Below are 26,935 nucleotides of genomic sequence, written 5' to 3' on the forward strand. Positions count from 1 at the left end.
GGAAAGCTGCGCGGTCAAGGGGAGCCCCCCGGCTACAGCATCGCTGAATGCAAGTGATGCGGATTATCGAGCGTTTCCGCGATGATCCGCAGCGACTCCTCGATCTCATCGCGCTCGCCCGGGCCGCCCAGGCAGACACGGATCGCATCGGGCGGGTTGCCGTCGGTCGAGAAGGCGGCGGCCGATACCGCGCCGATGCCGCGCGAGCGCAAGTGCAGCGCCAGTTCCGACGGGCTCCACGCTGAAGCCGCCGGGATCGGCAGCCACAGGTGAAAGCCCTCCGGGTCCGCGTCATAGGCCAGGCCCTCGAGCACATGGCGCGCAATCAACTGCCGCGCCGCGCTTTCGGCGCGGATGGCCTTGAGCATGTCGTCCACAGTTCCGTCCTTGATCCAGGATGTAGCGAGCAATGTGTTGATGGGGCTCGCCATCACCGTCGTTGCCCGCAGGGTGCCAGCCAGGCGCTGCGCCTGCCGGGCGGTGGGGGCGTGCAGGAACGCTATGCGCAGCCCGGCGCCCAGGCATTTGGACAGGCCGGTGACGTAATACGTGAGTTCCGGGGCGAGCGCGGCAAACGTCTGTGGTGCCCGCAGCGGCAGCATGCCGTAGGCATCGTCCTCGATGATCGGCACGCTGTAGCGCAGCGCGACTTCGGCGAGCTGCTCGCGGCGTGCCTGCGGCATGGTGCGCGTGCTCGGGTTCTGGATGGTCGGATTGCAATAGAGCGCCGCCGGCTTCTGTGTCTTGCACATGGCTTCGAAGGCGTGGGCGAACGGGCCATCCTCGTCGCCGGGCAGCGCCTGTAGCTGGATATTGAGCTGCGCGGCGATGGCCTTGATGCCGGGGTAGGCCAGCGCGTCGGCACAGATGGTCTGCGCCGGCCGTGCGAGCTGCGACAGCAGTGCAACCAGCGCGCTGTGGATGCCGGGCGTGACCAGCACGGTGTCCGCGCTGCATGCCGGCACCCAGCGGCGCAGCCATTTCGCAGCAACCGAGCGATCGGCCGGGGTTCCGCCGAAGTCCTGGTAGCGCAGCAGCGTGTAGGGATCGGCAGCCTCCAGCAGTTGCGCCATGGCGGAACGGAGCCGCGCTGTCATCGCGGGCGGCTCCGGCGGCATGTTCATGGACATCTCCGCACCCGTGCCGCCGCGCAGCGGCATCGCGGGCGCACGTCCGCGCACGTAGGTGCCACTTCCTGTCTTGGTGTCGATCAATCCCCGCTTCCTCGCTTCACTGTAGCCGCGCGCCACGGTGGTGTAGTTCAGTTGCAGCGCTTCGGCCAGGTCGCGCAGCGGCGGCAGCCGGTCGCGCGCGCGCAACTGGCCGTCGGCCAGTGCCTCCTCGATCAGGTCCGGAATCAGTAAATAGGCCGGCTTGGCACTGCCGGCGATACGTCTTACCCAATGGCTGGTCAGGTTGGACACCGTGGTCTCCCGCTGCGCGATGCGATGGCATTCAGTGCCCTGAGGGTAGCACCCGAATGATCGCTTACCAAGCCGCACAAGCGATTGCATCAGAAGTTCTCAATGATGGTGCGATATCAGCGCGGATGCACCACGCGTGCGCACCAGGCGGCTGGTTCCCGTTCAAAAATGTGCATTGTGGCGAAGCCGTCATGGCGTGCGCTGTGCGCCTTTGGTGGCATCCATGGCCAAAGCCGTTGCGATCATTGGGCCGATCATTTGGTCAGCTTCGGCTTGATTGGAGATTGATCGCATGACTGCGGGCATTGCGTGGCACATCGGTTGCGGATGTTGGCGTGTTCGGCCTGGCGCCGAATGGTCGATCGGCAAGGGATCGGTCGGCCGCACTGCCCCATCAACGCAACGGAGAGAAGCATGCCTGCTGTCAGCAAACCGGCCCACAAGAAGGGCGATTTCCTGGTCGACTATGAAGAGAAGGTATTCGAGGACGTAAAGGCCGAAGCCGGCGAGAAGGCGCTGGTGACCTTCCACACCGTCGCCTTCGAAGGCTCGATCGGCTTCGTCAACATGCTGCAGGCCACGCGCCTGCTGCGCAAGGGCTTCGAGACCTCGATCCTGCTGTACGGCCCCGGCGTGAACCTTGGCGTTCAGCGCGGCTTCCCGACGCTTGGCGACGAGGCATTCCCCGGGCATATGAACTTCAACAAGCAGCTCACCAAGTTCATGGACGAGGGCGGCAAGGTCTACGCCTGCCGCTTCGCCCTGCAGGCCCTGTACGGCCACGGCGAGGCCTCGCTGATCGAGGGCATCCGCCCGATCAATCCGCTCGATGTGCTCGACCTCAAGCTGCTGCACCGCAAGGAGAATGCGCTGATCATCGATACCTGGACGGTCTGAGCGAAAGGGCAGGTGCCACCATGTCACAGAAACGCATTGTGCGCGCGGCCGCGGTCCAGATCGCGCCCGACCTCGAGAGCGGCGCAGGCACGCTGGCCAAGGTCTGCGAGGCGATCGACGAGGCCGCCGGGAAAGGCGTGCAGCTGATCGTCTTCCCGGAGACCTTCGTGCCGTACTACCCGTACTTCTCCTTCGTACGGCCGCCGGTGCACTCCGGCAGCGACCACATGCGGCTGTACGAGCAGGCCGTGGTGGTGCCCGGCCCGGTCACCGATGCCGTCGCCGGGCGCGCACGCCGGCACGGCATGGTCGTGGTGCTCGGCGTGAACGAGCGCGACCACGGCAGCCTGTACAACACGCAGCTTATCTTCGACACCGAGGGCAACCTCGCGGTCAAGCGCCGCAAGATCACGCCCACCTTCCACGAACGGATGATCTGGGGGCAGGGCGATGCGGCCGGCCTGAAGGTCGCGGACACCGCGATCGGCCGCGTCGGCGCGCTGGCGTGCTGGGAGCACTACAACCCGCTGGCCCGCTATGCGCTGATGACCCAGCACGAGGAAATCCACTGCAGCCAGTTCCCGGGCTCGCTGGTCGGGCCGATCTTTGCCGAGCAGATCGAAGTCACGATCCGGCATCACGCGCTGGAATCCGGCTGCTTCGTCGTCAACGCCACCGGCTGGCTGACCGAAGCGCAGATCGCCTCCGTGACCACCGATCCGGCGCTGCAGAAGGCGCTGCGCGGCGGCTGCAACACTGCAATCATCTCGCCGGAGGGCCAGCACCTGGCGCCGCCGTTGCGCGAGGGCGAGGGCATGGTCATTGCCGACCTCGACATGTCGCTCATCACCAAGCGCAAGCGAATGATGGATTCGGTGGGCCACTACGCGCGCCCGGAACTGCTAAGCCTGGCCATCAATGAGCGGCCGGCGGCGACGGCAGTGCCGATGGCAGGCGCCTTCTCCAACTTCCATGGGAGTATCCGCGATGACATCCAGCGCGAGCGTGCCGGCTTCGAGCCGGCAATTGATGACTGAACTGCAGTCCGTCGGGCTGCGCCTGGAAGACCCGAATGCCGGCGCGGCCAGCCGGCGCGGCGGGGCGGGTCCGTCCGATCACAAGGCGGTCACCATCGACGGCGTGACCATCATGGTGCCGGTGCATACCAGTACCGCGTGGCACTCGCCGTTCGTGGCGCAGGCGCCCGACGGAACGGGGCGCAGCGCGCTGATGCGCGGCACCATCCCGATTGCCAGCATCAGCTTTCCGAAGGCGCCGCGTTTCCATGCGCTGCAGACCCTGGAGGGCATCCCGTACTCGCATATCGCCACGCTGCATGGCGCCGATGTGCTGGCCACCACGGTGCTGCAGACTTGCATCCGCTACGAGAGCCGCAAAAAGACCTGCAAGTTCTGCTCGATCGGCCAGTCGCTGGCGGCGGGCCGCACGATCGCGCGCAAGACGCCGGAGCAACTGGCCGAAGTGGCGCGCGCCGCAGTGCTGCTCGACGGCGTCAGGCATATGGTGCTGACCACCGGCACGCCGCCGACGCCGGATCGGGGCGCGGCTATTCTTTGCGAGAGCGCCTTCGCCATCAAGGCCGCGGTCGACCTGCCGATCCAGGCGCAGTGCGAGCCGCCCGACGACGACCGCTGGTTTGAGCGCATGAAGGCCGCCGGCATCGACACGCTCGGCATGCACCTCGAGGTCGTCACGCCGGCGCTGCGCGAGCGCATCATGCCGGGCAAGGCGGCGGTGCCTCCGAGCCGCTACATGGAAGCCTTCAAGGCCGCCGTTGCGGTGTTCGGCAGGGCGCAGGTCAGCACGTACATCCTCGCGGGACTCGGCGACACCGCGGAAGCCATCCTGTCGATCTCGCGCGAGCTGATCGAGCTCGGGGTGTATCCGTTCGTGGTGCCTTTCGTGCCGATCTCCGGCACGCCGCTGGAGGACCACCCGGCACCCTCGCCGGCCTTCATGCAGTCGATCCTGCAGCCGCTCGGCGCCATGCTGAGCGCCGCCGGCATGCGCTCGTCCGACATCAAGGCAGGTTGCGGCAAGTGCGGCGCGTGCTCGTCACTGGCCACCTACGAGCGCGAGGCGGCACTGGCGACCGACGGAGCGACATCATGAAAAGCGATCTCTGCGTCGAGGTGCCGGGCATCCCGATGTTCCGCATCCGCTGGGCGGAGCACACCTGGGAGGCGGAGCAGGCCTATCGCCTGCGCCAGGCCGTGTTCTGCGAGGAGCAGGGCATCTTCGCGGGTGACGACCGGGACGCGGTGGACGACGTGGCGCAACTGCTGGTGGCGGTGCGCTTCGAGCCGGAATTGCCCCGCCATCCCGGCACCGTGGTCGGCACGGTTCGCATCCATGAAAGCGAGCCGGGCGTGTGGTTCGGCTCGCGGCTTGCGGTGGATGCGGCATACCGAAGCCAGGGCAAGATCGGTGCGACGCTGATCCGCCTGGCGGTGAGCAGCGCCCACGCGATCGGCTGCCGGCGCTTCCTTGCGCACGTGCAGAGCCAGAACGTGCCCTTGTTCAGGCGCTTGCATTGGCACGTCCTGGCAGAGGAGACGCTGCTCGGGCGGCCTCACCACCTGATGCAGGCAGACCTGAACCATTACCCGCCTTGTCATACGCCGCACGCGGGCCTGATTGCGGAAGGCAGGGCCGTGCGATGAGCCTCGACGACCTCGTACACACCTTGCGCAGCAGCCGGGGTTTTGCGCATAAGACCGATATCCCGGCCATGCTGTCGCCACTCGGCGCCGCGGCCACCGGACGCAACGCGGCCATGGCTGTCGATGTCGGCGACGACTGCGCGGCATGGCGGGATGGCGACGGCTACCTGCTGTTCGCCATTGAAGGACTGGTCAGTGATTTCATCCGCACGATGCCGTGGTTCGCCGGCTACAGCGCGGTCATGGTCAACATCAGCGATATCTATGCGATGGGCGGCAGGCCGACGGCCGTGGTCGATGCGCTATGGAGCCATGGCGCCGCCGACGCCGCTGAAGTGCTCAAGGGCATGGCAGCGGCGTCTGCCGCTTATGGCGTGCCGATCGTCGGCGGTCACAGCAACGCGCGCAGCGAGGAAAGCCAGCTTGCCGTGGCGATCGTTGGCCGGGCGCGCAAGCTGCTGTCGAGTTTCGCGGCGCGTCCCGGGCAGCGCCTGTTGATGGCGGTGGACCTGCGCGGCGCGTTCGCGGAGCCGTACCCGTTCTGGAACGCATCGACGGGCGCGCCGGGCGAACGACTGCGCGCGGATCTCGAACTCTTGCCGGTGCTGGCCGAAGACGGCCTTTGCACCGCGGCCAAGGACATCAGCATGGCGGGCGCGCTCGGCACCGCGCTGATGCTGCTCGAATGCTCCGGGGTGGGCGCCAGCATCGCGCTGGAGCGCATTCCGCGGCCCGATGGCGTGCCGCTGGAGCGATGGCTGACGGCATTCCCCAGCTATGGCTTCCTGCTGGCCGTCGATGACGACGATGCGCAGACGGTCGAACGACGCTTCCTCGATCGCGGCATTGCCTGCGCCCAGATCGGCGCCATCGACAATTCCCGTGTCGCCACGCTCACGCACGCCGGCGAACGGGCCACGTTGTGGGACTTCCGCGAGGCGGGGTTCATCCTGCCGACGCGCCTGGCCACGCCGATTGATTCCCCAACCTGAGACCTGCCATGCCAGTTACCTATTTCCGCATCCGCTGGCCTGACCAGACCGAGATGGCCTGCTATTCCCCATCCTCGATCGTCACGGAGCACTTTGCCGAAGGGGCGGCGTATCCGCTGGACGAGTTCGTCGAGCGCGCGCGTACCGCGCTGGGCGCCGCTTCCGAGCGGGTGCGTGCCAGGTATGGCTACGCCTGCTCGTCCGCGATGGACCAGTTCCGCATCCTGGAAATCGCCGCGCAGCGGTTCCGGGGCCAGGACGGCGCCACCGTCCGGTTTCTCGGCTTTGGCAGCTAGCCGTTCTTCAAATTCCTCGCCTTAAAGGATCCAACATGTCCAACGTCATCTACACCAATCCGGACCAGGCCGCAGAACCCAGGCACTACGGCGTCATCATTGTCGGCGGCGGCCAGGCCGGACTATCGATGAGCTACTTCCTGAAGCAGGCCGGCATCGATCATCTCATCATCGAGAAGCACACCGTCACGCATACCTGGCGCACGCAACGCTGGGATGCGTTCTGCCTGGTGACGCCGAACTGGCAATGCGCGCTGCCGGGCTATCCCTACCAGGGTGATGATCCGCACGGCTTCATGAAGAAGGATGAGATCACGGCCTATCTCGATGGCTTTATCCGGACGGTCGGTGCACCGGTGCTCGAGCACACCGAGGTACGGCAAGTGAAGGCGCGCGCTCAGGGGGGATTTGCCGTGGTGACGAGCCAGGGTGCATTCACCGCAGACCAGGTGGTGGTGGCCTCGGGCGGTTATCACACGCCGATCGTGCCGCGCATGGCCGAGCGCCTGCCGGCGTCGGTCCGGCAACTGCAATCGTCCGAATACAGGAATCCCGAGTCGCTGCCCGAGGGTGCGGTGCTCGTGGTTGGCTCGGGCCAGTCGGGCGCGCAGATTGCGGAAGACCTGCACCTGGCCGGCCGCAAGGTGTACCTGGCCGTCGGCGAGGCGCCGCGCTGCGCGCGCTTCTATCGCGGGCGGGACGTCGTGGACTGGCTCGCGGACATGAAATACTACGACCTGCCGGTCACCGAGCATCCGCTGCGCGAGGGCGTTCGCGACAACACCAATCACTATGTCACCGGCCGCGACGGCGGGCGCGATATCGACCTGCGCAGGTTTGCCACTGAGGGCATGGAGCTCTACGGCTTGCTCGACGACTACCTCGACGGCCAACTGCGTTTTGCGCCGGACCTGCGTCGCAACCTGGACGATGCCGATGCGACTTACAACCGCATCAACGCGAGCATCGACAAGTTCATCGCGGAGCGAGGTATCGAGGCGCCGCCGCCGAGCGTCTATGAGCCCGTGTGGACGCCGCCGGCCGAGCGCACCGAACTCGATCCCCAGGCAGCCGGCATTGGTTCGATCATCTGGTGCATTGGCTTCCGGCCGGATTTCAGCTGGCTCGAAGTGCCGGTGTTCAACGGCCGCGGCTATCCGGGCCACGAACGTGGCGTGACCGCACACGCCGGCCTGTACTTTCTTGGCCTGCCCTGGCTGCACACGTGGGGATCGGGGCGATTCTCCGGCATCGCGCGCGACGCCGAGTACCTGGCCGCCCTGGTCGCCGCAGGCCGGGCCGACACCGCGCTGGCCGCCTGACATGGAAGCCGTCGTCTCGCGCCATGTGGCCGGCATGCCCCAGTTGGCATACACCGGCCTGTCAGAGAACTGGCTGCTGAAGACCTGCGGCGACCTGCACTGGCGCCTGCTGGCCGCCGGCGCCGGCCTGGGGGTGCCGGACTTCCGCGATGCCGAGGGCAATCCGGTATATGCGGCGTTCACCGCGATCCGCGTGCGCGATGCCGCGCCGCAAACAGTCGGCGAGCACGCCGGGTTCAGCATCGGTTCGCGCATCGTGCCAGCGGGTGGCGTGAAGCACCTCAGCGAACATGCGGTCGACATGCATGGGGACCGCCGCGCCAGCGTGACGATGCTGTCCACCTTCATCCGCCGCACGCGTGACCGGGACAACCGCTCGGTCGTGCGCACCATGCCGACCGTGGCCGCGCAGTGGGCCGGCGCCGGCCCGTCGGCACAGGCGGCGGAACTGTCGCTGCTGGCGCGGCGATTTCGCTGCGGCGATTGGGGTACGCATCTCGGGCTCGATCAGGCCCGGCATCGCGTCTGCCACGCCGCCGAGTACCTGCCGTGCCCCTGCAACGACTTCAATGGCGCCGACCTGCTGTACTTCGCCAGCTTCCAGGCCATGGTCGATCGCGCGGAATGGCAATGGCGCCGCGACGCGGATCCGCCCACGGTGTTCGCGCGGGACCTGTTCTTCCATGGCAACGTCAATGTCGGCGAGTCGCTGGAGCTGATCTTCTCCGCGCTGCGCGAGGACGAGGAAGGATTGACGCACTGGTGTGAGATCCGGCGCAGCCGCGACGGCGAGAAGATCGCAGATGTGGTCACGCAGAAGCGGTGGAGGCAACGATGAACGCGAAACGGGATGACCCGGCAGGCGCCCTTGAGCTGAAGCCGGTCTACGGGCCCGGCGACCTGACTGGTCTTGGCCACCTGGGCGGCATGCCCGGCGAGGCCCCGTTCGTTCGTGGCCCCTATCCCTCCATGTACCGCGGCAGGCCATGGACCATCCGCCAGTACGGGGGATACGGCGACGCCGTGACGTCGAACCTCGCCTATCGCGAGGCCCTGAAGCAGGGCGCGCAGGGCTTGTCGGTGGCCTTCGACCTGCCGACCCACCGCGGCTATGATTCCGACGATCCACTGGCGCAGGCCGATGTCGGCATGGCCGGCGTGGCCATCGACTCGGTCGACGATATGCGGCGCCTGTTCGATGGCATTGCGCTGGACCGTGTGTCGGTATCGATGACCATGAGTGGTGCGGTGCTGCCAGTACTGGCAGCGTTCCTGGTCGCGGCCGAGGAATGGGGCGTCCCGTTCGAACAGCTGCGCGGCACCATCCAGAACGACATCCTCAAGGAGTTCATGGTCCGGAACACCTGGATCCATGCGCCGCAGCCGTCGCTGCGCATCGCCACCGACGTGGTCGAATGGCTGGCCGCGCATGCGCCGAAGTTCAACGGCATGTCGATCTCGGGCTATCACTTCCAGGAAGCAGGCGCCGATCCGGTGCTGGAACTGGCACTGACACTGGCCAATGCCAGGACCTATGTCGGCCTGCTGCGAGAGCGCGGCCTTGATGTCGATGCATTCTGCGGCGGACTGAGCTTCTTCTTCGGCGTCGGCAAGCCATTCTTCGTCGAGATCGCCAAGCTGCGCGCCGCGCGGCTCCTGTGGCACGACATCGTGTGCGAGCTGGGCGGCACCAGCGCGCGCGCCACCGCCATGCGCATGCATTGCCAGACTTCGGGCTGGACCCTCGCCGCGCAGCAGCCGCTCAACAATGTCGCGCGCACCACGATCGAGGCGATGGCCGCGATCTTCGGTGGTACGCAGTCGCTGCATACCAACGGCTTTGACGAGGCATTGGCTTTGCCGGGCGCGCAGGCCTCGCGGCTGGCCCGCGATACGCAGCTGATCCTCCAGCATGAGTTTGGCCTGTGCGACGTGGCGGACCCGTGGGCGGGCTCCTACCTGATCGAGTCGCTGACCGGCCGCATGGTGACGGAGGTTCGCGCGGTGCTGGCGCACATCGACGCTGAGGGTGGCATCCTGGCAGCCCTCGAATCCGGCTGGGTGCAGCGGCGCATCCACCAGAATGCGCTGCGGACGCAGGCTCGGCTCGATGCGCGGGAAGAGGTCGTGGTGGGTGTCAACCGCTACCAGGAGCCCGACGACAATGGCCAGGAATGCCTGGAGATCGACGGTACCCAGGTGCGCGTGCAACAGGCACGCCGCCTGGACGCGCTGCGCAGCCGCCGCGATGACGCCGCGGCCAGGCATGCGCTGGCGGCGCTGACCGAAGCGGCCAGGCGCGGCGGCCGCAACCTGCTAGCCTGTGCGATCGATGCCATGCGTTGCCGCGCCACGGTCGGGGAATGTACCCGGGCGCTGCTCCAGGTCTGGCCGCGCCATACTGTCCGGGCGTCCTACGACGTTGCGCTGTACGGCACGGCTCGCGCTGGCAACACGGAATGGCTGGCGGCCTGCGAGTGCGTCAGTGCGCTGCGCGAGCGGCTTGGCCGTGCGCCCCGGATACTCGTGGCTAAGCTCGGCCAGGACGGCCACGACCGCGGTGCGAAAGCGGTGGCGGCCGGGCTTGCGGATGCCGGGTTCGTCGTCGAACTGACGCCGCTGTTCCAGTCGGCCGAGGCGGTTGTATCTGCCGCCTGCGATGGCGACTTCGATGCCATCGGCATCTCCACGCTGGGCGGCGCGCATCTGGATCTGCTGCCGGTGCTGCTACACGCCTTGCGGCAGCGCGCGCTCGATGTGCCGGTCTTCGTCGGCGGCATTGTTCCGGCAGACCACAGGCGCTTGCTGCGCCAGTGCGGCGTGCAGGGGATTTTCGGACCGGGCACGCCGATGGAGATCATCGTGAGCACCATCGTGGCTGCGCTCACGTTGTCGAGGATGCCTACGGCGTAAGCGTGACGTCCTCGATCGCCACGTCGCCCACCAGCATGTAGCCGGGCGCATGCGTGATACACAGCGGCAGCAGCGCCTGCACGGCCGCGGCCAGAGGCGTGCCGCCTGGATGGCGATGCTTCCGCTTGCTGAGATGTCCGACAACCGGGTCGCGACCTTCCCGCGTTTCGTATTTGCACCAGAACCTTCGCCCTACCGCGTGGCGAACGCCAGCCGCGGTGGCGCTTCTGGCACCGCGCAACGAACGCGCCGGTCGCGCTCCGGCAGTGTCAGCTGGGTACGTGGCGGCGCGGCTCGCCGCACGCCGAGGATTTCGGCTACATTGGCTTGCGGGCGGAGCAGCGGCCGCAGCAGCGAGGCGGGGCCTGTGAGCAGCGGCGTCACGCCCGGGCCGTGCCCGCTGACCGTGCTGTCGCCGTGTACCACGACGCCGATGGTCACGCGGTCATTGGCGTAGCGCGGCCCCCGCCGCGTATCGGCGCCGATGATCGCCACCATGTCGCCGAAGCGCAGGCTGCCCAGACGGTAGCGCTCACGTGCCTGCCGGTCCGACAGCTGGATATCGTAATCCCCGCGCCATGCATTGTTCTTTCCCAGCCCGGAGCCCATGACGCGCGCCGGCACCAGATGCGTGACCGGCGCATGGAGCTGGCCATCGCGCTCCAGCAGGCCCCATCGCGCCAGCAGGCGCGGCGAGCAGTTGAGGACTTCGATTCTGGGGTAGTCGCGGAGTCGTAATCCCAGTCCATGCGAAAGAACCTGGATGCGGTCGCCGATGCAAAGGCGCACCAGCACCTCCGTGGGAAAGTCCACCAGCACGTGGTTGACGCCGCCGTGCTTGCCCGTCACCACACCAGTCCGGCCCGCGCACGCTCCGTTGACCACACGGGCCGGATTGCCGACGCAGGCATAGGTCAGCAGGGCGCTGTTGGGTCCGTCGCGTGGGCCGACGATCTCGCGCCCGTTGTTGTGCAGGGCGACCCCCGGCTCGATATGGTCGCCCGCCAACCCGACGCAAGGATCGCCGATGCGCTTATTGACCACGATGCCGCCGGTACCCGGCAGGACGCGCGGCACGCCGTCGTAGCCAATGCGGTAGGGCGAGGCGCGCCCCACGGGATGCGCGATCTGCCCAAGGACGGACACCGCCACGAGTTCGTCGGCATTGATTCGGGGAACGGGGCGTGCACCGTCGCGGCCGGCCGGACGGGACAGGGCTTGCTGGACGAGCGGAATCGGGCGGGACATGGGTGCCATCTCCTATCGCATCCTGCGCACCACGGTGGCGGCGATCTGCGGCTGTCCCGGCGCGCGCCGGTTCTCGGCCGCGACGGCGTCGTAGACGGTGTGCGCGATATGGTGCAGCTCCGCATCGGTCACGCGTCCGCTGACCTGATAGAACAGGCGCACGCGCTGCGGCAGCCCGGGCACGGCGCTGGTCCGGGACTGGCGCATATGGCGCCGCACCTGGTCCACGTCGCGCACCACCTGTCGCGCAAGATGGCTCAGGCGTAGCCGTCCGTTGGCGTCGCGGTAATCGGTTGCGTGTAGCAGCTTGCTTTCGAGGCCTGCCGGCAGGCGCTTTGGGGCAGCCGGCATCGGCGTGAGATCGAGCACCGAGCCGCCCCTGCGCGGGCCGATGCGGAGCTGGTTGCGCACATCGAAGCCGCGCAGGCACAGGCGTTCGACCAGGATCTGCTCGGCGCAACGGCCACGCAGGTTATTGATGACGATGAGCGCCGGACGCTGCCCGCGCGGCCGGGCCTCGGCGGCGGCCAGATCACCGCATGCCAGATGCCGGGCGCGCGAGGCCGGCAGGCATTCGTTGCGGCCGACGGCAGGGTCGGCATCCCCGGCGCGTCCGCGCTCGCGCGTCCAGTGCCGAACGGCATCGTCAAGCATGGCGTCGACGAACTGGTCGATTGCTGCGCTCATGCTTCGGCTCCTCGCGGGGCCGGTGTGCCGATCGCCGGGGTGGGGCAAAGGGGATACCACCAGGCGGTGGCTTGCTGCCAGGGGTCGGCATGATGGCCGGTCCCGACCAGCGGGCCATCGACGCAAGCATGGTGCGGCGACGACGCCATTACATGCAGCGCGGCCAGCCTGGGCAGGCGTTCGGCGAGCCCGGCCACTCCTGCCGCTGCCAGTGCGTCGCGCAGCAGCGAGCGCTCGGCGCCGAACAGGGATTCGGAAGGCAGCGGGTCCAGATGCCGCACGTCGACGCCGCTTCGCCACAGGGCATGCACCGGCCACGGTGCGCCGTCACCATCAAGCGTGGTCAGCACGATGGCGGCATCGAGCGTGGCGGAGAGTGCGAGCGTGTCGAGGGCGATGGCGAGCGGATCCCACCAGGGGGAGGGCATTGGGCCGAGCGCCGGCCTTGCCCCCTCGCAGCGGCGCAGCAGGGCGTCGAGCAGGACCTCGTAGCGCTCGACCACGGCATGGTCGGCAGCGTCGCCAAGCTGGGAACCGGCCACGTTGTCTCCGACCCAGCGAAACGGCCACGACGCGGCATCGGTGCAGTCGCGCATCGCGATCCACGCAATCAGAGCGGGTTCGAGCGGCCTCGGCACGGCGCCGCCGCTGTCCAGTGCCGCGCCGTTGGCCGAGAGGCCTGGCAGTACCATCTCGCTCGCATCGATGACCTGCCAGAACGCGCGCGTGAGCCAGGGCTCCAGCACCCGCGTGAGCCGCAACGCCAGGCTCGGCCCCCAGGGCGACCCGAGCACCAGCGCGGGATCGAGGATGCAGGCGAGCTTGCGTTGCCGTACCGATACGATCATGTCCTCAGCATGCATGGCGGGGCGTCTCCGTGTCAGCCGCGGTCAGGGATGCGCAAATGTACGGCGCGCCACGGTCAGGCCGCAGCCTGCGGCACGCCGAGCACGCTGTTCAGCGCGTGTGTCACGCCGGGGAATCCTCGGCCCTCGGGCGTCATCCGGTACGCGGCGACCCACGCTTCCGCGTGCGCGCCCATGGGCCGCACCACGCTCTGGAACAGGATCGGATCGGTTGCGGTCTTGAAATCATTGTCCGCAACAAACTGCAGGATCCGCCGGCCGCTTTCGGCCATCTTGGCCCGTTGCGAGGGCTCGGCCACCCCGCCGAGATAGCGATTCGAGACGATCTCGACCACATCCCACTTGGTGTTGGCGTCAAAGGCCTTCTTGATGTCGGGCGAATCCAGCAGCTTGAGCACCTGGATCAGGTAATGCCCGGTTTCCATCGCGAGCGCGAAGATATTGCCGTAGGTAGACCGGTCCAGCGCATAGCGCAGGTCGAGCCCGATGCGCTGGATGGTGCCGACGCTGCCGAAGGGACGCTGGTCGATCAGCTGTCCGCCCCGGATGACTTCGCCGATCAGCAGATCGCGGAAGTACTGGCCCATCGCCACCATGAAGCCGACCATCTGGCGATGGAAATTGCGGTTGACCACTGCGCCGGCCGGGGCCTGCGCGGTGCCATAGTTGAAGGCGCGCCGATAGGCCACCATGCGGTCCTGCCGGGTGTAGCGCAGTGGCCGCCATTTTTCGAGCAGATAGAGTCCGCGCGCGCCGGGGCCGCGCTGGATGCGCATCTTCCCCAGGCGGAACAAGCGCAGCAGGGTCTCGACCACCTCAAAGATCTTCATGCGCTCGTGCTGATAGATAAAGTACAGCTCGGCAGCCGCATGCAACTGGCTCGGGATGATTGAATCGTCGAAGTCAGGCTGTACATAGGGATAGCCGATCTTCTCGAAGCCGACTGCCCCCTGCGGACCGAGGCCGAGCAGATCGAAGAAGCCTTCCTCCCCGCTGCCATTGGGTTTGGACAACAGTTCAGAGTAACGCTGCTCGAACTGCGAGGCGAAGGCGTCGCGCTGGTCGGGCGGCAGGCTGGCCAGCTGCTCCTGCAGAAAGGTCTCCCACAGGCGCTGAATGGTTTCGGTGGTCTGGAAGTTCATGATGCGCTCCGTCGTCGGGGGTCAGGCCTTGGCAGGGCCGCCGTCGGGACCCGCAGGGCCCGCTCCGCTACCGTCGGCGCCAGTACCTTCGGTGCCGTCGAAGGCATCAGCCGCACCGGGAGTGAGAGGGGCGGGGGCAGCGGCGGGCGGCACGGCGGACGTGCCCGGCGTAAGGAGTCGCCGGCGATTCCGTTCCCCCAACTCGTGCGCGATACGATCGATCGAGCCGTCCGGATGCGGCGGAATCTGCGGGGCGTGCTCGCGATAGTCGCGGTTGCGCCGGTGCCACTCGGGCACGCGCTGCTCGATCATCATCAACGCGCCGCGCTGGTATCCCGGCAGCATTCCGATATTGCCAAAGGTCCCCATATGTGGCGGACTGTGATAGATGGGGGCGAGCGTCGCATCTGCAAGCATATCCGAGGCCGGAATGCAGCCGGATGTCATCTGTTCGACGATGGGCCGCAGTGCGCGCTCGGCCTGCAGCTGGAGCACAAGCTCGCCATGCATCAGCCAGGCGAGCGGTGTCGGTCCTGCCGGCCCCGTCAGATCGAAGTGATCAATGGTGTGCTTGTCCCATACACGCCATTGGGGCGCGGGGATGACCGGATCCTGCGGGGCGGCGAAGCTGACCCCTGCCGGGATCAGCAGTGCGGCCATTTCCGACAGCATTGCGCCCGTCGGGTTGTCGGGATTGGTGATGTCCTTCATCGGTGCAGCGGCATCGAGCCAGACATCGGGGTAACGCAGCGCCAGCGCAAAGATGGCGTGGGCGGCGGCACGCTGTTCCGGCATGCCAAACTCTTCGGTGCCGTTGGCGTAGAGATCGATTGCGCGGTCGAGATCGTGCAGGACACGGTCAAGCAGGACCTGCAGCTTGAGCGTATCGGGGTCGCAGTCGCAACGGGTGACACAGTCGATGGTCGAAGCAAATCTGCCGCGCAGACTGACCAGATTCATCAGACGCTGCTCGGCAAAGGTGGTGCCGCTCCCTCCGTAAAGGCCATACATCAGTACGCTGGGACGCGCAATGCGCAGGAGGCGCAGGCCGCCGGAAGCCTGGAAGCCGTCCACGAACAACTGCAAGGCGTCCTGAAACGCCAGCAGCGGTGGCGCGTCGCGGACCGGCAGGTGCAGCGTCACCTGCACGAAGCGCGAGAACCGCCCGAGCATGTTCCATGCGGTCGCGCCGACCCGGCGCAGCCCGTCGCTCGAGCCTCCCGCACACAGCTGGATCATTTCGTCCATCGCACGGGAAAGGTCGGCTTCGTGGAGCAGTGCCCGCAGGTCCGACTGGCCATGCGCTTCGAGACTGGCGTGCAGGCCGCGATAGGCGGCCAGGCCTCGCGGCATCGTGTTCTGGTCCAGCGATTCCTGGGCCACGCCCGACATATTGCGCAGGCACACCAGCACCTGGTCGCGCCGCGCCTGCAGTTCAGAGTAGGGCACGCGCAGTAATGTGCGCCCGCCCTGGAAGCCTGTATTGGCGAGCGCCTCGCCCATCAACACCAGAAGCACCGCAGCCACTTCGTCGAGGCTCTGCCCGAGATTGCGATAGCTTTCGTTCAGCTCGGTGGACAGCGCGCCCACCATCCGCGCCAGCCTGGCATATTCGCCCAGGCGCCGCCGTGCGGCGAAAGCCCGGTCCCGGCTGTAGGGGTCGAGGGACTGGCGTGCCGCCGCGACGCCATCGTCGATGGTGAGGGACAGGGTCTGATGCCACCCCTCCAGCTCTGGCCGGATGTCCTTGGTCAGGTTGCTCGCGATCAGTTGCTGCAGATCCTGCTCCACATCCGCCCGGGCCTGATCCAGATCCAGATTGGTCGCGGTCGCCTCCGGCGCAGCGATGGCCGAGGGCCGTGGAGCCGCGGTATTCAGGAACGGCAGTCCCTGAGCCTCGCCGCCGATACCCTGCGCGCGCGCGTCGGACTGGTAGCGGTCCAGCAATGCTCTCGCGATCTGCTGGGCGTCGTTGGGATCTCCGATCTTCAGTTCGCGCCGCAGCAGGGTATCGAAGGCGAGCCGCTGGCTGTTTCCGATGCTCATGGGTTTGCCGTCGGAGCCGGACGGAACCGGTTGGGGAATCGCGGGATAGGCCATGGTGATCCTCTGTTGCGTTGAACGGCGTGATGCGTGTGTTGTCGTGCGCGCCTACGACACCAGGTGCAATAGCGCAGGCTGCGGCTCGTACGGCGCTGCGCGCGGGCGTCGCGAGGCCATGCGCGCGCTCAGCTGGCCGATCACGCAGTGCGCGAGGCGCCTCGGCGGGATGCGCCCGTCCACTATCGCGTAGTGCGCGGCGCTCACGAGGTGGCGGGGAGGCAGTCCGGTTTCACGTTCGGACGCAAGCAGCCGCGCGCCTTCGCGAATGGCCGCCTCGTCGTCACGCGAGAAGGGAATGATGTCGGCCAGGGCGCGCTGGGCGAGGTTGCGGCGCGTCTGGAACGCAATCTCGTCGACGACGTCCGGGACGATGCGCGGCACGCTCAGCATCAGCGCGGCGGGTATGCGGTGCCCGGCGGAGGGCTGGTACAGGTTTTGCCAAACCCGTAACAACCGTGCGGCGTCGCGCGCGAAGCCGAGCCGGCGTAGCATTTCGGCCAGCAGGTAGACACGCAGGTAGGCGGTGGGATGCGCGCCGCCGGGCCGGTAGGTCATGGTGCGCGGCTGGGGGTGCGCGAGGAAATCCGCCATGCCCCAGGCCGCCGCCGGGCCACCGAGCAGGATGGCCGCGAGGTCCGCGAAGATCTCCTTGTGCCAGCGGCCGTAGACGGTGGCGAGGAAGGGATCGCGCGTCTTGCCCATGGTGCGCCTGAGTACGGCCTGGCGGTTTTCCCTCCAGATGCCGAGGTCGGCCTGCAGGTTGTGGGCGACTTCATGCAGGAAGACCGATTGCCACGGCTGGTCTCGGTCCCAGGGTATGCGGATCAGCGGAAAGGGATTGGCCTCGCCGAGCAGCCGCGACAGCGCCACGCCACGGCGCATCGTCGCGGGAGAATAGCCGTGCTCCATGTAGCAGACCGGCTTGAGCAGCGGGCCATCGAAGACGCGTGGCGCGGCGCGTCGAACGGCGCGGTAGCAGTCTTCGGCGATGACGTCGTGCGCGGCGAGCGACGGGCCGAAGCTCGTGCCCCGCTGCGCGAACACTTCGTAGAACATGCCGAACAGCCGCCGCGCGCGGTCAAGTTCGCGCTCGACCAGCGCCACGTCGATCAACACCCGTTGCGCAGGCCTCTGCTGCCAGTCCGGCATCATCTGATCGAAGCGCGCGCGGATGCGTTGCTCGGCCTGGGCCAGCCGCGCGTTGGCCGTGTCGAAATGTTGCTGCGAAGGCGCATGGGGCATGTCTTGCGGGCGCAGTCCGACAAAGGCGTTGTCGACCCGGGCCAGCCGCGACAGGCGCGCGGACAGGCCGCGAATCTTTGCGCTCAGGAATCGCTGCAGGTTCATGGCCGGCCCCCGTTCCGATCGGTGTCACTGGCGACGATTCATGCGCCACGGACGATGATGGTCACCGGCCCACGCACATGCATGCGACGGCCGCCGCAGTGTGGGCAGCCGACGCCATGGCCGCCATAGTTGCGGGACTGGGCGCGCGGGCCGGTTGCCGCGACACGGCGCGCTAACGGCGCTATCGTGCGCGCGGCGGCCTGCGCGCCGCGGCCGCGCGGCGTGGCCCGGCGCGCCGCAGGCACCAGCGGCTGCGACAGCTGGCGCGCCGCCTGGGGTCGCCGTGCCACGGCTTGCGCGGTGCGGGTGGCGGTACGCACAGCGGCGCGCGGCGGCAGCTGGCGCGCCTGCACTGTGCGTTGCGTGGCGCGCACCGCGCGTGCAACCGCGCGTGCCGCGGGGGCGCCGCTGGTGCGGGTGGCCGTTCGCACCGCCTGGGCCACGCCGCGCACCGCGGCGCGACGCACGGCGGGCGCGGCGCGCGCGACCGAGGGGAGGGCGCGGCGGAGCACCATGCCGGCCAGCACCGGCGCGGCGGCGTCGATCGCATCCTCGTCGAGTCCATCCACCAGTTCGTCGAAGGTCTCATACTCGTCGGCGCCGTCGGCGAGCATGCGCCCGGCCACATTGGCGATGCGCCCGATCAACTGCGCTTGTGGAAGAGGAATCATGCTGGCGATCGGTCCCACCACACGCGCGGCCTGCCCAATGCCTTGCCCCACGCGGCGCGCGACATTGACCGCGCCGCTCGCCATGCGCCGCAGGCGGCGGAAGAACTCGTCGGCGTCACCGGCTTCCATGGCATCGGCCACGGCGTCCTCCATGCCGTCCAGTTCGTCGTAGGCGGCCTCGTATTCGTCGACGGAGTCGATGCCGTCCACGTCCTCGTAGGTATCGCCCTCGTCCTCGCCTTCGTCATACTGGGTCGCGCCGCCTGCGAGCACGCGGCCGACGAAGTTGTCCTCGCCTTCATCCCATTCGTCGTAGCTGTCATTGCCCTCGTCGGATTCGTCGTACCCGTCGTCGTGCATCAGGTCCATCGCGCTGCCTCGAGTGGGGCCCTCGGCGGCTTCATCCATCAGCTCGTCCATTACATCGGCCTCGAATCGGTCCATGGTGTGCTCCTTGGTGTGCGGCTCAAGTTGTGATTGGCTCAGCGGGGTGCGACCGTCAGCGTCACAGGTCCGCCGAAGTGGAAGGTCCGGGGTCTTCTCGGCCGGATGGTGCGCACGCCGCGGCCGATGCCTGTGGGGCGGGCCATCGGCCCAGGGGGAGCGGGTTGCGCCAGGCGATCGAGCATGCGGGGATTGGCGACGACGCGGCGCGCGGCCTGGGGCAGCCCACGGCGCAGCGCCCGCGCGGCCTGGTTCGGCGGTTGCTGGCGTTGGCGTGCGACGCGGGTGGCAGCGCGCGCCAGCGGTGCCAGGGCGCGTGTGGCCCCGGGTCCGCCTGCGCGCACCAGTTCGCGTGCCGCGCTGGCGACGCCGCGCACGAGTTGCCGCCGGCCCGCGGCCGATAGTTGCGCCACATTTGACAGGCCGAGTCCGCGCGCGGCGGCTCGCGTGGCGAGCGCCACCGCTGCGGGCAGGGCCTCGTCGATGCCGTCGTTGGCATAGAGATCGATCATCGCGTCCATGCCCTGGCTCGCGCTGGCCTGCGAGGCGAGCAGTTGGCTGATCTGCGCGAGCATGTCCTGAGTGCCGCCGCCAAGGGTGCCGAGGGCGCCCGCCTGCCGGCGCGCCTGGCGCGCCGCGTGGCTGACGTCCCCGGCAAGGCGGCCAGCGGTTTGCAGGCCGCGCGCAAGGTTCGGCGCGCCCAGCATGCGCGCAAGGGCGGCCGCCGCGTTGGCGGTGGGGGAAGCAGCCTGCGCCACCCGGCCCACCTGTCCCGCCACGCGGCCCGCCCTTCGTGCGACGCCCTGCATGCGTCCGGCCTGGCGGCTTATCACCCCGGCCGCGCGGCCGAGGCCGCCCAGCAGGCGGCCGAGAAATTCGTCGTCGTCGGCGGCGTCGAGGCCGTCGGCTACTTCTTCCTCGAAGGCGTTCCATACGGCCATCTGGTCGATGTGGTCGCCGATGTCGGTGTCTTGCGCGGCCGCCATATCGGCCGAATCTGTCTCGTCCGTGAAAGCATCGTCGCCCCCGTCCTCGTCAAACGGGGATGCGGTCCGCGCGAAGCCCGATTGCAGCGCGGCATGATCGGCGGCGTCGTCGGCCGTGTCGCCGTAGTCCGTGCTACTGGCGTATTCGTCCAAACTGAGGTCTTCCATCAGGTCATTGTCGAATTGGTCGCTCATCGCATGCCTCCACGCGGCCGTGTGTCATGCCGCTGTCATGGCCACTCTAGATGCGGCGAGGTGCCCGCCGCATCGCCCGATGCCTCTGGCACGGCGGGATTCGCGCGACCGGCCGGGCGCGACAGGACCGGCGCATCGGGGTACGGCACAACGGGCCCGCAAGGCGGGGCGTGCCGCCTTGCCGTAGCCGGAATGGGGTAGCCTGCTTGCGCTCTCGCTTTTTCCTTGCAAAGTCACCGGCCATATGCCAAAACAAAGAAGTTTCGAGCGGCCTGTGTCAGGGAAAAGTGCAGCGGGGGCACTGCAGCCTGACTCAGGGGAACGCTGTCAGCGCGCATGGATACGAATGCGGACTCGAAGCCGGCAGTTGAGCTGTGCCGTCATGCGGGCATCCGGCGTGCCGTTCGCTCGTCGTCGTGTTGCCAGGCGGAACGACAAGAAGGAAAAACCATGCTTCACAGATTCCGCCGGGGCGCGCTGCTGGCACCGTACAGCGCATTAGGGGATTTGCCCACGGCCGGGTACGGGGCGGCGGCAATCCGGTCGGGCAGTTGGGGGAGAGAGGTCTGCGAGGTCGAACTGGGCGGCCGGCGATGTCGGTTGCTGCAGGTAGGCAGCCTGCGTGCGCCACGCGGGGGGGCGTACGGGGAAGGCGAGATTACCCAGTTCGAGTTCGAGGGGAACTATTACGCCCTGATCGCTGATCCGGTGGCCGTGCCGGCGGCCGCGCCGCTGCCGGCCGGCGAGCCGCGTCCCGCCGTCCCCGATGTGCGAAGCGTGTTGACCGTGCGCGAACTGCAGATCGTGCAACTCGTCTGCATGGGCTATTTGACTAAGCAGATCGCGGGCCGGCTTCATATCAGCGAATTTACCGTCCGCTCGTATCTCAAGACGATCTACTGCAAACTCGGTGTCCGATCGCGCGCGGCGATGGTGTTCTGCTATATGCAGGCATGCGCTGGAGGCGCGGACGGCGCCCAAACCTGACGGCGGTCCGGTATCGGCTAACCGGAAGGGACGACACGATTTTTCAGGCAGACATCGACGGGTGCACGAAAGACTGCATTCACAGGAACCCGATCGAGAACCAAGGCACCAGTGTCAGCAGCAGCAAAGCCACCAGCAGCGCCGCCATGTGCGGCCAGACCCGCGGCATGGCCACGTCAGGCGAGACCCGCCCGATGGCGCAAGCCGCGTAGAAGCCGACGCCGAACGGTGGCGCAAACAGGCCCAGGCCCATGGCGAAGATCACCACCATGGCGTAGTGGACTTCATGCACGCCGACGATCTTTGCGATCGGGAACAGAAGCGGGCCGAACAGCACGATGGCCGGGATGCCTTCAAGCAGGCTGCCGAGCAGGACGAATGCCAGCGCCGACACCAGCAGGAATCCGGTCTTGCCGCCCGGCACGGCGGACATGATCTTCACCAGGTCGTCGGCGAAGCCCGATTGCGTCAGCGCCCACGCCATTGTGGTGGCGCAGCCGACGATCAGCAGGATCGCGCCGGACAGCGCAGCGGTATCGACCAGCATCGGGTAGATGCTGCGCCAGTGGAAGCGCCGGTAGACGAAGATGCCGGCGAGCACTGCGTAGAAGATGCCGATGGTGGACACTTCGGTCGCGGTGGCCACGCCTTCCACTACCGCGGTGCGGATGATCACGGGCAAGGCCAGGGCCGGCAGGGCCACCAGCAGCGATTTCACGATCACGGCGCGCGTAGGGCGTACCACCGTGCTCATGTCTTCCTTGCGCGTCTGGAACCAGACTACGCAGGCCATCATGACCAGGCCCACGGCCGCAGGCATCAGGCCGCCGATGAAGAGCGAGGTGATCGACACACCGGTGACCGATCCCACCGTGATCAGCACGATGCTGGGCGGGATCGTTTCGGACATCGCGCCGGACGCCGACAACAATCCGATCAGGTCACCGTCCCTGGCGCCGCGCTGCTTCATTTCCGGGAACAGCGCGGGCGCGACCGCTGCCATGTCGGCTGCCTTTGCGCCGGAGATGCCGGACACGATATACATCGCGCCGAGCAGCACGTACTGCAGGCCGCCGCGCACATGCCCGATCAGGTTGGCGAGGAAACTGATCATGGCGCGCGCCAGTCCGGTCATCTCGATCAGCGCGCCCAGGAAGACAAAGAGCGGCACGGCGAGCAGGATCAGGTGCGACATGCCTTCCTGCATGCGGTTCGGGACGATCGACAGCGGGGTCGTGGTGGTGAAGGCCAGGTAGCACATGGTGGCCAGGCCGAAGGCAAAGGCGATCGGCACGCCAATGGCGACGCATACCACCAGCACCAGCAGGAAGAAGATCACCAGGTTGATGTTGCCGAGTTCTGCCAGCAGCGGGGACAAGGCCCACAAGATTGCCCCGATTACGCCCACCGCCACGCCGCTGACGAGAACCCGTTTACAGTCGGCCTGCGCGACCAGCCGGATGACGGCCGTCGCCAGCATCAGCAGCGCGCCGGCGAGCACCGCCGCGGAGCGATAGCCCTCGCTGATCTCCAGCGTTGGCGACGAGACTTCGATGTGTTCACTCAGGTGCTCGTAGGCCGGCCAGACCAGCATCAGCAGGAACGCCACCACCAGCCACATGCAAAAGGCATCGAGCCACGCGCGCCTGCCCGGCGCCAGGTCCTTGATGAAGGTGGTCAGTTGCATATGCGCGCTGCGCTGCAGCGCAATGATGGCGCCCAGCATCGCCAGCCAGAGGAACAGGATGCTGGCCAGTTCATCGGTCCAGGGGATCGGCGCATGCAGGACATAGCGCGCGAAGGCGCCACCGCCCAGGATGGCGATCTCGGCAAGCACGATCAGCGCGGCCGGAATCTCCACGACCCAGCGCATGGCGCGGCCCCACACGGCAAGGGCGGCGCCTGGTTCCTGCGGTGCGCCAGCTAAGGTTTCGGCAGTGTGCTCCATCGTCGTGTCTCCATGCGGCACGCGCTGAGGCGCGGCTTCTCGTTCAGTGTGGTGGTATGGCGTCAGGCCAGGCGGCCCGCGTATTTCTCGAGCTTGGCCCAGGCTTCCTCGCCGTACTTCTTCTTCCACTCGGTGTAGAAGCCCGCGCTTTGCAGCAACTGGCGGAAGGGCGCGGGATCGGGCCGGTTCAGCGCGATGCCGAGCTTGCCCAGTTCCGCCTGCGCATCGACATTCAGCCTGGCGATGTCTTCGCGCTGGCGCAGCGCCGCGCTGTCGAAATGGGTGGCGATGGTCGCCTGCACTTCCTTGGGCAGCGCCTGGAATTTCCTGGCGTTGCCGAAGATGAAGTGGCCATCCCAGGTATGCGCGGTAAGCGAGCAGAACTTCTGGACTTCGTACAGCTTGGCGCTGCGGATCAGGGCGAGCGGGTTTTCCTGGCCGTCCACCACCCGCGTCTGCAGCGCGGAGTAGAGCTCGCCGAACGGAATGGCGGTCGGCGCGGCGCCAAGCGCCTTGAACATCGAGATCCAGAGCGGGATGCCGGGAACGCGGATCTTGAAGCCCTTCAGGTCCGCAGGGGTCTGAACCGGCCGGCTGGCCGAGGTGATATTGCGGTAGCCGTTGTCCAGGCACTTTTCAAACACGTGCAGGTTGACCTTGCCCAGCGCTGCCCGCACGTGCGCGCCGACGTCGCCATCCATGGCCGCCCAGACCGTGGCGTAGTCCTTGAAGGCAAAGGCGACACCGTTGATGCCGGCGGTCGGCACCAGCGTCTGCAGGTTGGTGCCGGCAGTGGACATGAAATCCATGGCTCCGGCGCGGGTCTGCGAGATCATGTCGGGCTCGCTGCCCAACTGACTGGCGGGATACACCTGGAGATCCACCTTGCCGCCGGTGTCCTTGCGGATGGCCTCCGCGGCTTCCTTGATACGCAGTGTGCCCGGATGGTCCGCAGGAAACGCCGTGCCGTACTTGAGCCGGATGCCGGCGCCCTGGGCAAGGCCGTGGCGTACCGGCAATGCGAGCGCGAGACTGCCTGCGGCCAGGGCGCCGAACTGGCGGCGTGTCAGGGAGAAGGTCATGGTGATGTGTGCTCCTGTATTGAAAGATCTGGCGCCTTATTGGCGCGGCGGCATGGACAGCAATGCCGCCGCGCCGCGGTTTGCCAGTGCCGCCAGGTAAGCGGCAAGGCGGGCGGCAAGGGGCGCGGGCCACGGCGTGGTGCCAAAGACGGCGGCATGGCCGAGCGCCTGGCGCGCGGCATCGGCGTCGCAGCCTGCGCAGCGCAGGCGATCGGCCAATGCCGCGGCGCCGGGGTCGCTGATCGCAAGTACCTCCCCGCAGTCGCTGCGGCCGGTTCGCAGGTAATGCAGCCACATCGCCAGCGCACGCTCAAGGAATGGCCGTTCGACGCCCGCGCTGCAGCTTTCGCGCAAGGCGGGCAGCCAGCGCACGGGGATCTTCTTCGTGCCATCCGTCGCGATCTGTGCGGTCAGGTGGGCGAGGGCGGTATTCTCGAAGCGATGCAGCAGTTCGCGACAGTAGCGGTCGACGTCATAGCCTGGCGGCGCCGCAACAGTGGCGCGCAAGTCTTGCATTACGCCCCGCGCGAATGCGGCGGCAGCGGGATTCGCCATGACGTCTGCGATGCTGGAAAATCCGCCAAGCTGACCGGCATAGGCCATTGCCGAATGGGTGCCGTTGAGCAGGCGCAGCTTCATTGCCTGGTAAGGCCGGACATCGGTCGTCAGCAGCGCGCCACCGGCTTCCCATGCGGGCCGTGGTCCCGCGAAACGGTCTTCGATGACCCATTGCGTGAAGGGCTCGCACACGACGGCGGCTTCGTCGCGCACGCCGAGCAGCCGGCTGGCCAGGTCGAGCGATGCTGTGCTGGCGGCCGGCACGATCCGGTCGACCATTGAATTGGGCAGTGCGATCTCGTCCTCGATGCGCCGTGGCAGGTTTGGATCGGACAGTTCCGCGAACTGTGCAAGCAGCCGACGCAAGGTGTCGCCGTTGCCCGCCATGTTGTCGCAGCACACCACGCTGAGCGGGGCGCCGCGCGGCCGGCGGCGTATGCCCGCCGCAAGGATGCCGAGGGTGCTGCGGGGGCGCTCCGGGTTGGCCAGGTCGTGGCGGATGTCTTCATCGCCGAGGTCGAGCCCGGTCGTTGACGGGAGCTGGCTGTAACCCTTCTCGGTCACGGTGCTGGTGACGACGCTGACCGCCGGGTCAGCGATGGCGTCGATTACCTGCTTCAGGGCCTGTGGCGCATACAGCGACGCAACCACGGCACCGACGATCCGTGTGTGGCTGGCATCGCCATGACGCTCGGTGACCGAATAGAGATGGTCCTGGGCTTGCAGCGTGTTGCCCGTGGCGGGGCTGCGCAAGCTGACGCCGATGATTCCCCACCGGGTATCGCCCTGCGCCAGGGCGGCTTCGGTGTACAGCGCCTGGTGGGCGCGGTGGAATACACCCAGACCCAGATGCACGATGCCCCGGCCCAGGCCGGAGCGATCGTAGCGAGGACGCTCGACCCCGGCACGCACCTTGAGAAGGGCTTCTTGTGAGAGGCGCTGATGGCGTGCTGCCGTGGCGGAAATGGGCTGCATATCGATATAGGATCACATTTCTCTGGTTACTGCCATGGTAGTGCGGCGGTGTTGTGCACTGTAGTCGCGAGTATTTGGTGAATCCATGCGGGTTTACGCCGAACGATTGGGAAAATGGCGACGTGCTACCATGGCAGTGACACTCAAATAACCGACCCCAAATGCGCGCCTCCCGTATCTCGCTTGTCCGCGAAAATTCCCAGGAAGCCTTCAATGCCGAAGAGGTCCTGACCCGTGCGCTGGCTGGCTTCCAGCTGGAAAAGGACCGCTCCTACACCGCCCAGGTCCATGCGATGTTGCAGCGAGCCATCGTGCGCGGCACGCTGCCCCCGCGCATGGCGCTGTCGGAGGCGGCGATCTCCCAGGCAATCGAGGTCAGCCGCACGCCGGTACGTGAAGCGCTGGCCATGCTGGCAGACGAGCAGCTGGTGCAGATCTACCGGCAGGTCGGCACCATCGTTGCGCCGGTGCGCACTTCGCTGATCGAAGAGGGACGCTTCGTGCGCTGCACGCTGGAATGCGCCAATCACGTGCAGCTGGCGCTGTCCATCACGAGCGAGCAACTGGCGGAGTTCGGCAGCATCGTCGAGCGCCAGCGCGCCGCCGTCGCCGGCAACCAGACCGACTTGTTCTCGGAGCTGGATGAGCTGATGCACCGCAGGCTGTTCGAGTTTGCGGGCCGGCACAACGTCTGGGCCATGCTCGAGCCCATCAAGCGGCATTTCGACCGGGTGCGCTGGCTGCTGCTGGGCCGGGTGGCCGACCACGCCAGCCGCGCGCTGCAGGAGCACGAGCAGATGCTGGCGCAGATGGCGGCACGCGATGTCGCGGGCCTCGGGGCCAGCGTCGCTTCGCATATCAACCACATCACCGAGCACCTCCAGGCGTTGCGCAAGCAGGCGCCGGAGAGCTATTTCACTGACTGACCTCGCGGGGGAAGGCGACTTGAAGATCGAATCGGTACAAACCATTGTCACCTGTCCGGGGCGCAACTTTGTCACGGTCAAGGTGATGACGGATGAAGGCGTCCATGGCCTGGGCGATGCCACGCTCAACGGGCGGGAACTGGCGGTCCAGGCCTATCTGGACGAGCACGTGATTCCATGCCTGATCGGGCGCGATCCCCGCAACCTCGAGGACATCTGGCAATACCTGTATCGGGGGGGGG

The 26,935-nt window shown here is 67.4% G+C and carries 23 protein-coding genes and 1 pseudogene; 12 read left to right on the forward strand and 12 right to left on the reverse strand.

Annotated features, from left to right (window positions below; translation table 11 throughout):
- Positions 1–32 precede the first annotated feature (32 nt).
- Entirely contained in the window at positions 33–1,424 is a 1,392-nt protein-coding gene (locus AC3WQZ_RS28320) for an aminotransferase-like domain-containing protein (RefSeq protein WP_492301671.1), read from the reverse strand.
- Between the two features lie 414 nt (positions 1,425–1,838).
- On the opposite strand from AC3WQZ_RS28320, the gene AC3WQZ_RS28325 reads away from it, so the two are divergent.
- The 9 genes from AC3WQZ_RS28325 to scpA are packed head-to-tail and all read left to right on the forward strand — an operon-like array spanning position 1,839 to position 10,528.
- On the forward strand, positions 1,839–2,321 hold the full coding sequence (locus AC3WQZ_RS28325) for an MSMEG_0572/Sll0783 family nitrogen starvation response protein (protein WP_010811741.1): 483 nt from the start codon (positions 1,839–1,841) through the stop codon (positions 2,319–2,321).
- A gap of 20 nt (positions 2,322–2,341) precedes the next feature.
- A complete protein-coding gene (locus AC3WQZ_RS28330; protein ID WP_010811742.1) occupies positions 2,342–3,358 on the forward strand; it encodes a Nit6803 family nitrilase in 1,017 nt (338 codons plus the stop codon).
- A complete protein-coding gene (locus AC3WQZ_RS28335; RefSeq protein WP_412459425.1) occupies positions 3,351–4,454 on the forward strand; it encodes an MSMEG_0568 family radical SAM protein in 1,104 nt (367 codons plus the stop codon). The genes AC3WQZ_RS28330 and AC3WQZ_RS28335 overlap by 8 nt, the downstream gene beginning before the upstream one ends.
- Positions 4,451–5,005 (forward strand): MSMEG_0567/Sll0786 family nitrogen starvation N-acetyltransferase, encoded by a 555-nt coding sequence (locus AC3WQZ_RS28340; RefSeq protein WP_011615423.1) that lies wholly within the window; start codon positions 4,451–4,453, stop codon positions 5,003–5,005. Before AC3WQZ_RS28335 ends, AC3WQZ_RS28340 begins: the two co-directional genes overlap by 4 nt.
- Complete coding sequence (locus AC3WQZ_RS28345; RefSeq protein WP_058698653.1) at positions 5,002–5,997, forward strand: sll0787 family AIR synthase-like protein; 996 nt, start codon at positions 5,002–5,004, stop codon at positions 5,995–5,997. Before AC3WQZ_RS28340 ends, AC3WQZ_RS28345 begins: the two co-directional genes overlap by 4 nt.
- A gap of 8 nt (positions 5,998–6,005) precedes the next feature.
- The gene (locus AC3WQZ_RS28350; RefSeq protein ID WP_492301672.1) at positions 6,006–6,293 is read left to right on the forward strand and encodes an MSMEG_0570 family nitrogen starvation response protein; all 288 of its coding nucleotides are present in this window, start codon (positions 6,006–6,008) and stop codon (positions 6,291–6,293) included.
- A 35-nt stretch (positions 6,294–6,328) separates the two neighbouring features.
- Positions 6,329–7,615, forward strand: coding sequence for an MSMEG_0569 family flavin-dependent oxidoreductase (locus AC3WQZ_RS28355; RefSeq protein WP_492301673.1), 1,287 nt, complete (start codon positions 6,329–6,331; stop codon positions 7,613–7,615).
- A 1-nt stretch (position 7,616) separates the two neighbouring features.
- Positions 7,617–8,453: a Pnap_2097 family protein gene (locus AC3WQZ_RS28360; protein WP_492301674.1), complete on the forward strand. Its 837-nt coding sequence runs from the start codon at positions 7,617–7,619 to the stop codon at positions 8,451–8,453.
- The gene (gene scpA / locus AC3WQZ_RS28365) at positions 8,450–10,528 is read left to right on the forward strand and encodes a methylmalonyl-CoA mutase (RefSeq protein ID WP_439667928.1); all 2,079 of its coding nucleotides are present in this window, start codon (positions 8,450–8,452) and stop codon (positions 10,526–10,528) included. The genes AC3WQZ_RS28360 and scpA overlap by 4 nt, the downstream gene beginning before the upstream one ends.
- A gap of 192 nt (positions 10,529–10,720) precedes the next feature.
- Here the strand turns inward: scpA and AC3WQZ_RS28370 are convergent, their stop codons facing one another.
- From AC3WQZ_RS28370 to AC3WQZ_RS28405, 8 genes are read right to left on the reverse strand one after another with little or no spacing between them, the layout of a single operon-like run.
- A complete protein-coding gene (locus tag AC3WQZ_RS28370; protein ID WP_010811751.1) occupies positions 10,721–11,776 on the reverse strand; it encodes a DUF4438 domain-containing protein in 1,056 nt (351 codons plus the stop codon).
- A 12-nt stretch (positions 11,777–11,788) separates the two neighbouring features.
- Positions 11,789–12,463, reverse strand: coding sequence for a hypothetical protein (locus AC3WQZ_RS28375; protein WP_492301675.1), 675 nt, complete (start codon positions 12,461–12,463; stop codon positions 11,789–11,791).
- Positions 12,460–13,326, reverse strand: coding sequence for a hypothetical protein (locus AC3WQZ_RS28380; RefSeq protein ID WP_058698649.1), 867 nt, complete (start codon positions 13,324–13,326; stop codon positions 12,460–12,462). Before AC3WQZ_RS28380 ends, AC3WQZ_RS28375 begins: the two co-directional genes overlap by 4 nt.
- Before the next feature lie 59 nt (positions 13,327–13,385).
- A complete protein-coding gene (locus tag AC3WQZ_RS28385) occupies positions 13,386–14,471 on the reverse strand; it encodes a hypothetical protein (protein ID WP_010811754.1) in 1,086 nt (361 codons plus the stop codon).
- 21 nt (positions 14,472–14,492) lie between these two features.
- Complete coding sequence (locus tag AC3WQZ_RS28390) at positions 14,493–16,571, reverse strand: hypothetical protein (protein WP_492301677.1); 2,079 nt, start codon at positions 16,569–16,571, stop codon at positions 14,493–14,495.
- Positions 16,572–16,622: 51 nt separating this feature from the next.
- Positions 16,623–17,921, reverse strand: coding sequence for a hypothetical protein (locus AC3WQZ_RS28395; RefSeq protein ID WP_492301678.1), 1,299 nt, complete (start codon positions 17,919–17,921; stop codon positions 16,623–16,625).
- A 38-nt stretch (positions 17,922–17,959) separates the two neighbouring features.
- Complete coding sequence (locus AC3WQZ_RS28400) at positions 17,960–19,036, reverse strand: serine/threonine-protein kinase (protein WP_136227771.1); 1,077 nt, start codon at positions 19,034–19,036, stop codon at positions 17,960–17,962.
- A gap of 38 nt (positions 19,037–19,074) precedes the next feature.
- A complete protein-coding gene (locus tag AC3WQZ_RS28405) occupies positions 19,075–20,217 on the reverse strand; it encodes a hypothetical protein (protein WP_492298667.1) in 1,143 nt (380 codons plus the stop codon).
- Between the two features lie 450 nt (positions 20,218–20,667).
- Between AC3WQZ_RS28405 and AC3WQZ_RS28410 the strand changes: the two genes are divergently transcribed.
- Positions 20,668–21,204 (forward strand): response regulator transcription factor, encoded by a 537-nt coding sequence (locus AC3WQZ_RS28410; protein WP_492301680.1) that lies wholly within the window; start codon positions 20,668–20,670, stop codon positions 21,202–21,204.
- A gap of 79 nt (positions 21,205–21,283) precedes the next feature.
- Here the strand turns inward: AC3WQZ_RS28410 and AC3WQZ_RS28415 are convergent, their stop codons facing one another.
- From AC3WQZ_RS28415 to AC3WQZ_RS28425, 3 genes are all read right to left on the reverse strand, one after another.
- Positions 21,284–23,152, reverse strand: a complete 1,869-nt coding sequence (locus AC3WQZ_RS28415) for a TRAP transporter large permease (RefSeq protein WP_492301681.1) — start codon at positions 23,150–23,152, stop codon at positions 21,284–21,286.
- A 62-nt stretch (positions 23,153–23,214) separates the two neighbouring features.
- Complete coding sequence (locus AC3WQZ_RS28420) at positions 23,215–24,234, reverse strand: TRAP transporter substrate-binding protein (RefSeq protein ID WP_010809552.1); 1,020 nt, start codon at positions 24,232–24,234, stop codon at positions 23,215–23,217.
- A gap of 36 nt (positions 24,235–24,270) precedes the next feature.
- Positions 24,271–25,767: a mannitol dehydrogenase family protein gene (locus AC3WQZ_RS28425; RefSeq protein WP_492301683.1), complete on the reverse strand. Its 1,497-nt coding sequence runs from the start codon at positions 25,765–25,767 to the stop codon at positions 24,271–24,273.
- Between the two features lie 161 nt (positions 25,768–25,928).
- Between AC3WQZ_RS28425 and AC3WQZ_RS28430 the strand changes: the two genes are divergently transcribed.
- A complete protein-coding gene (locus AC3WQZ_RS28430; protein WP_011615407.1) occupies positions 25,929–26,693 on the forward strand; it encodes a GntR family transcriptional regulator in 765 nt (254 codons plus the stop codon).
- A gap of 19 nt (positions 26,694–26,712) precedes the next feature.
- A pseudogene (locus AC3WQZ_RS28435) lies at positions 26,713–26,935 on the forward strand (bifunctional D-altronate/D-mannonate dehydratase); the annotation flags it as partial.

The organism is Cupriavidus sp. FW305-26 (assembly GCF_058787975.1).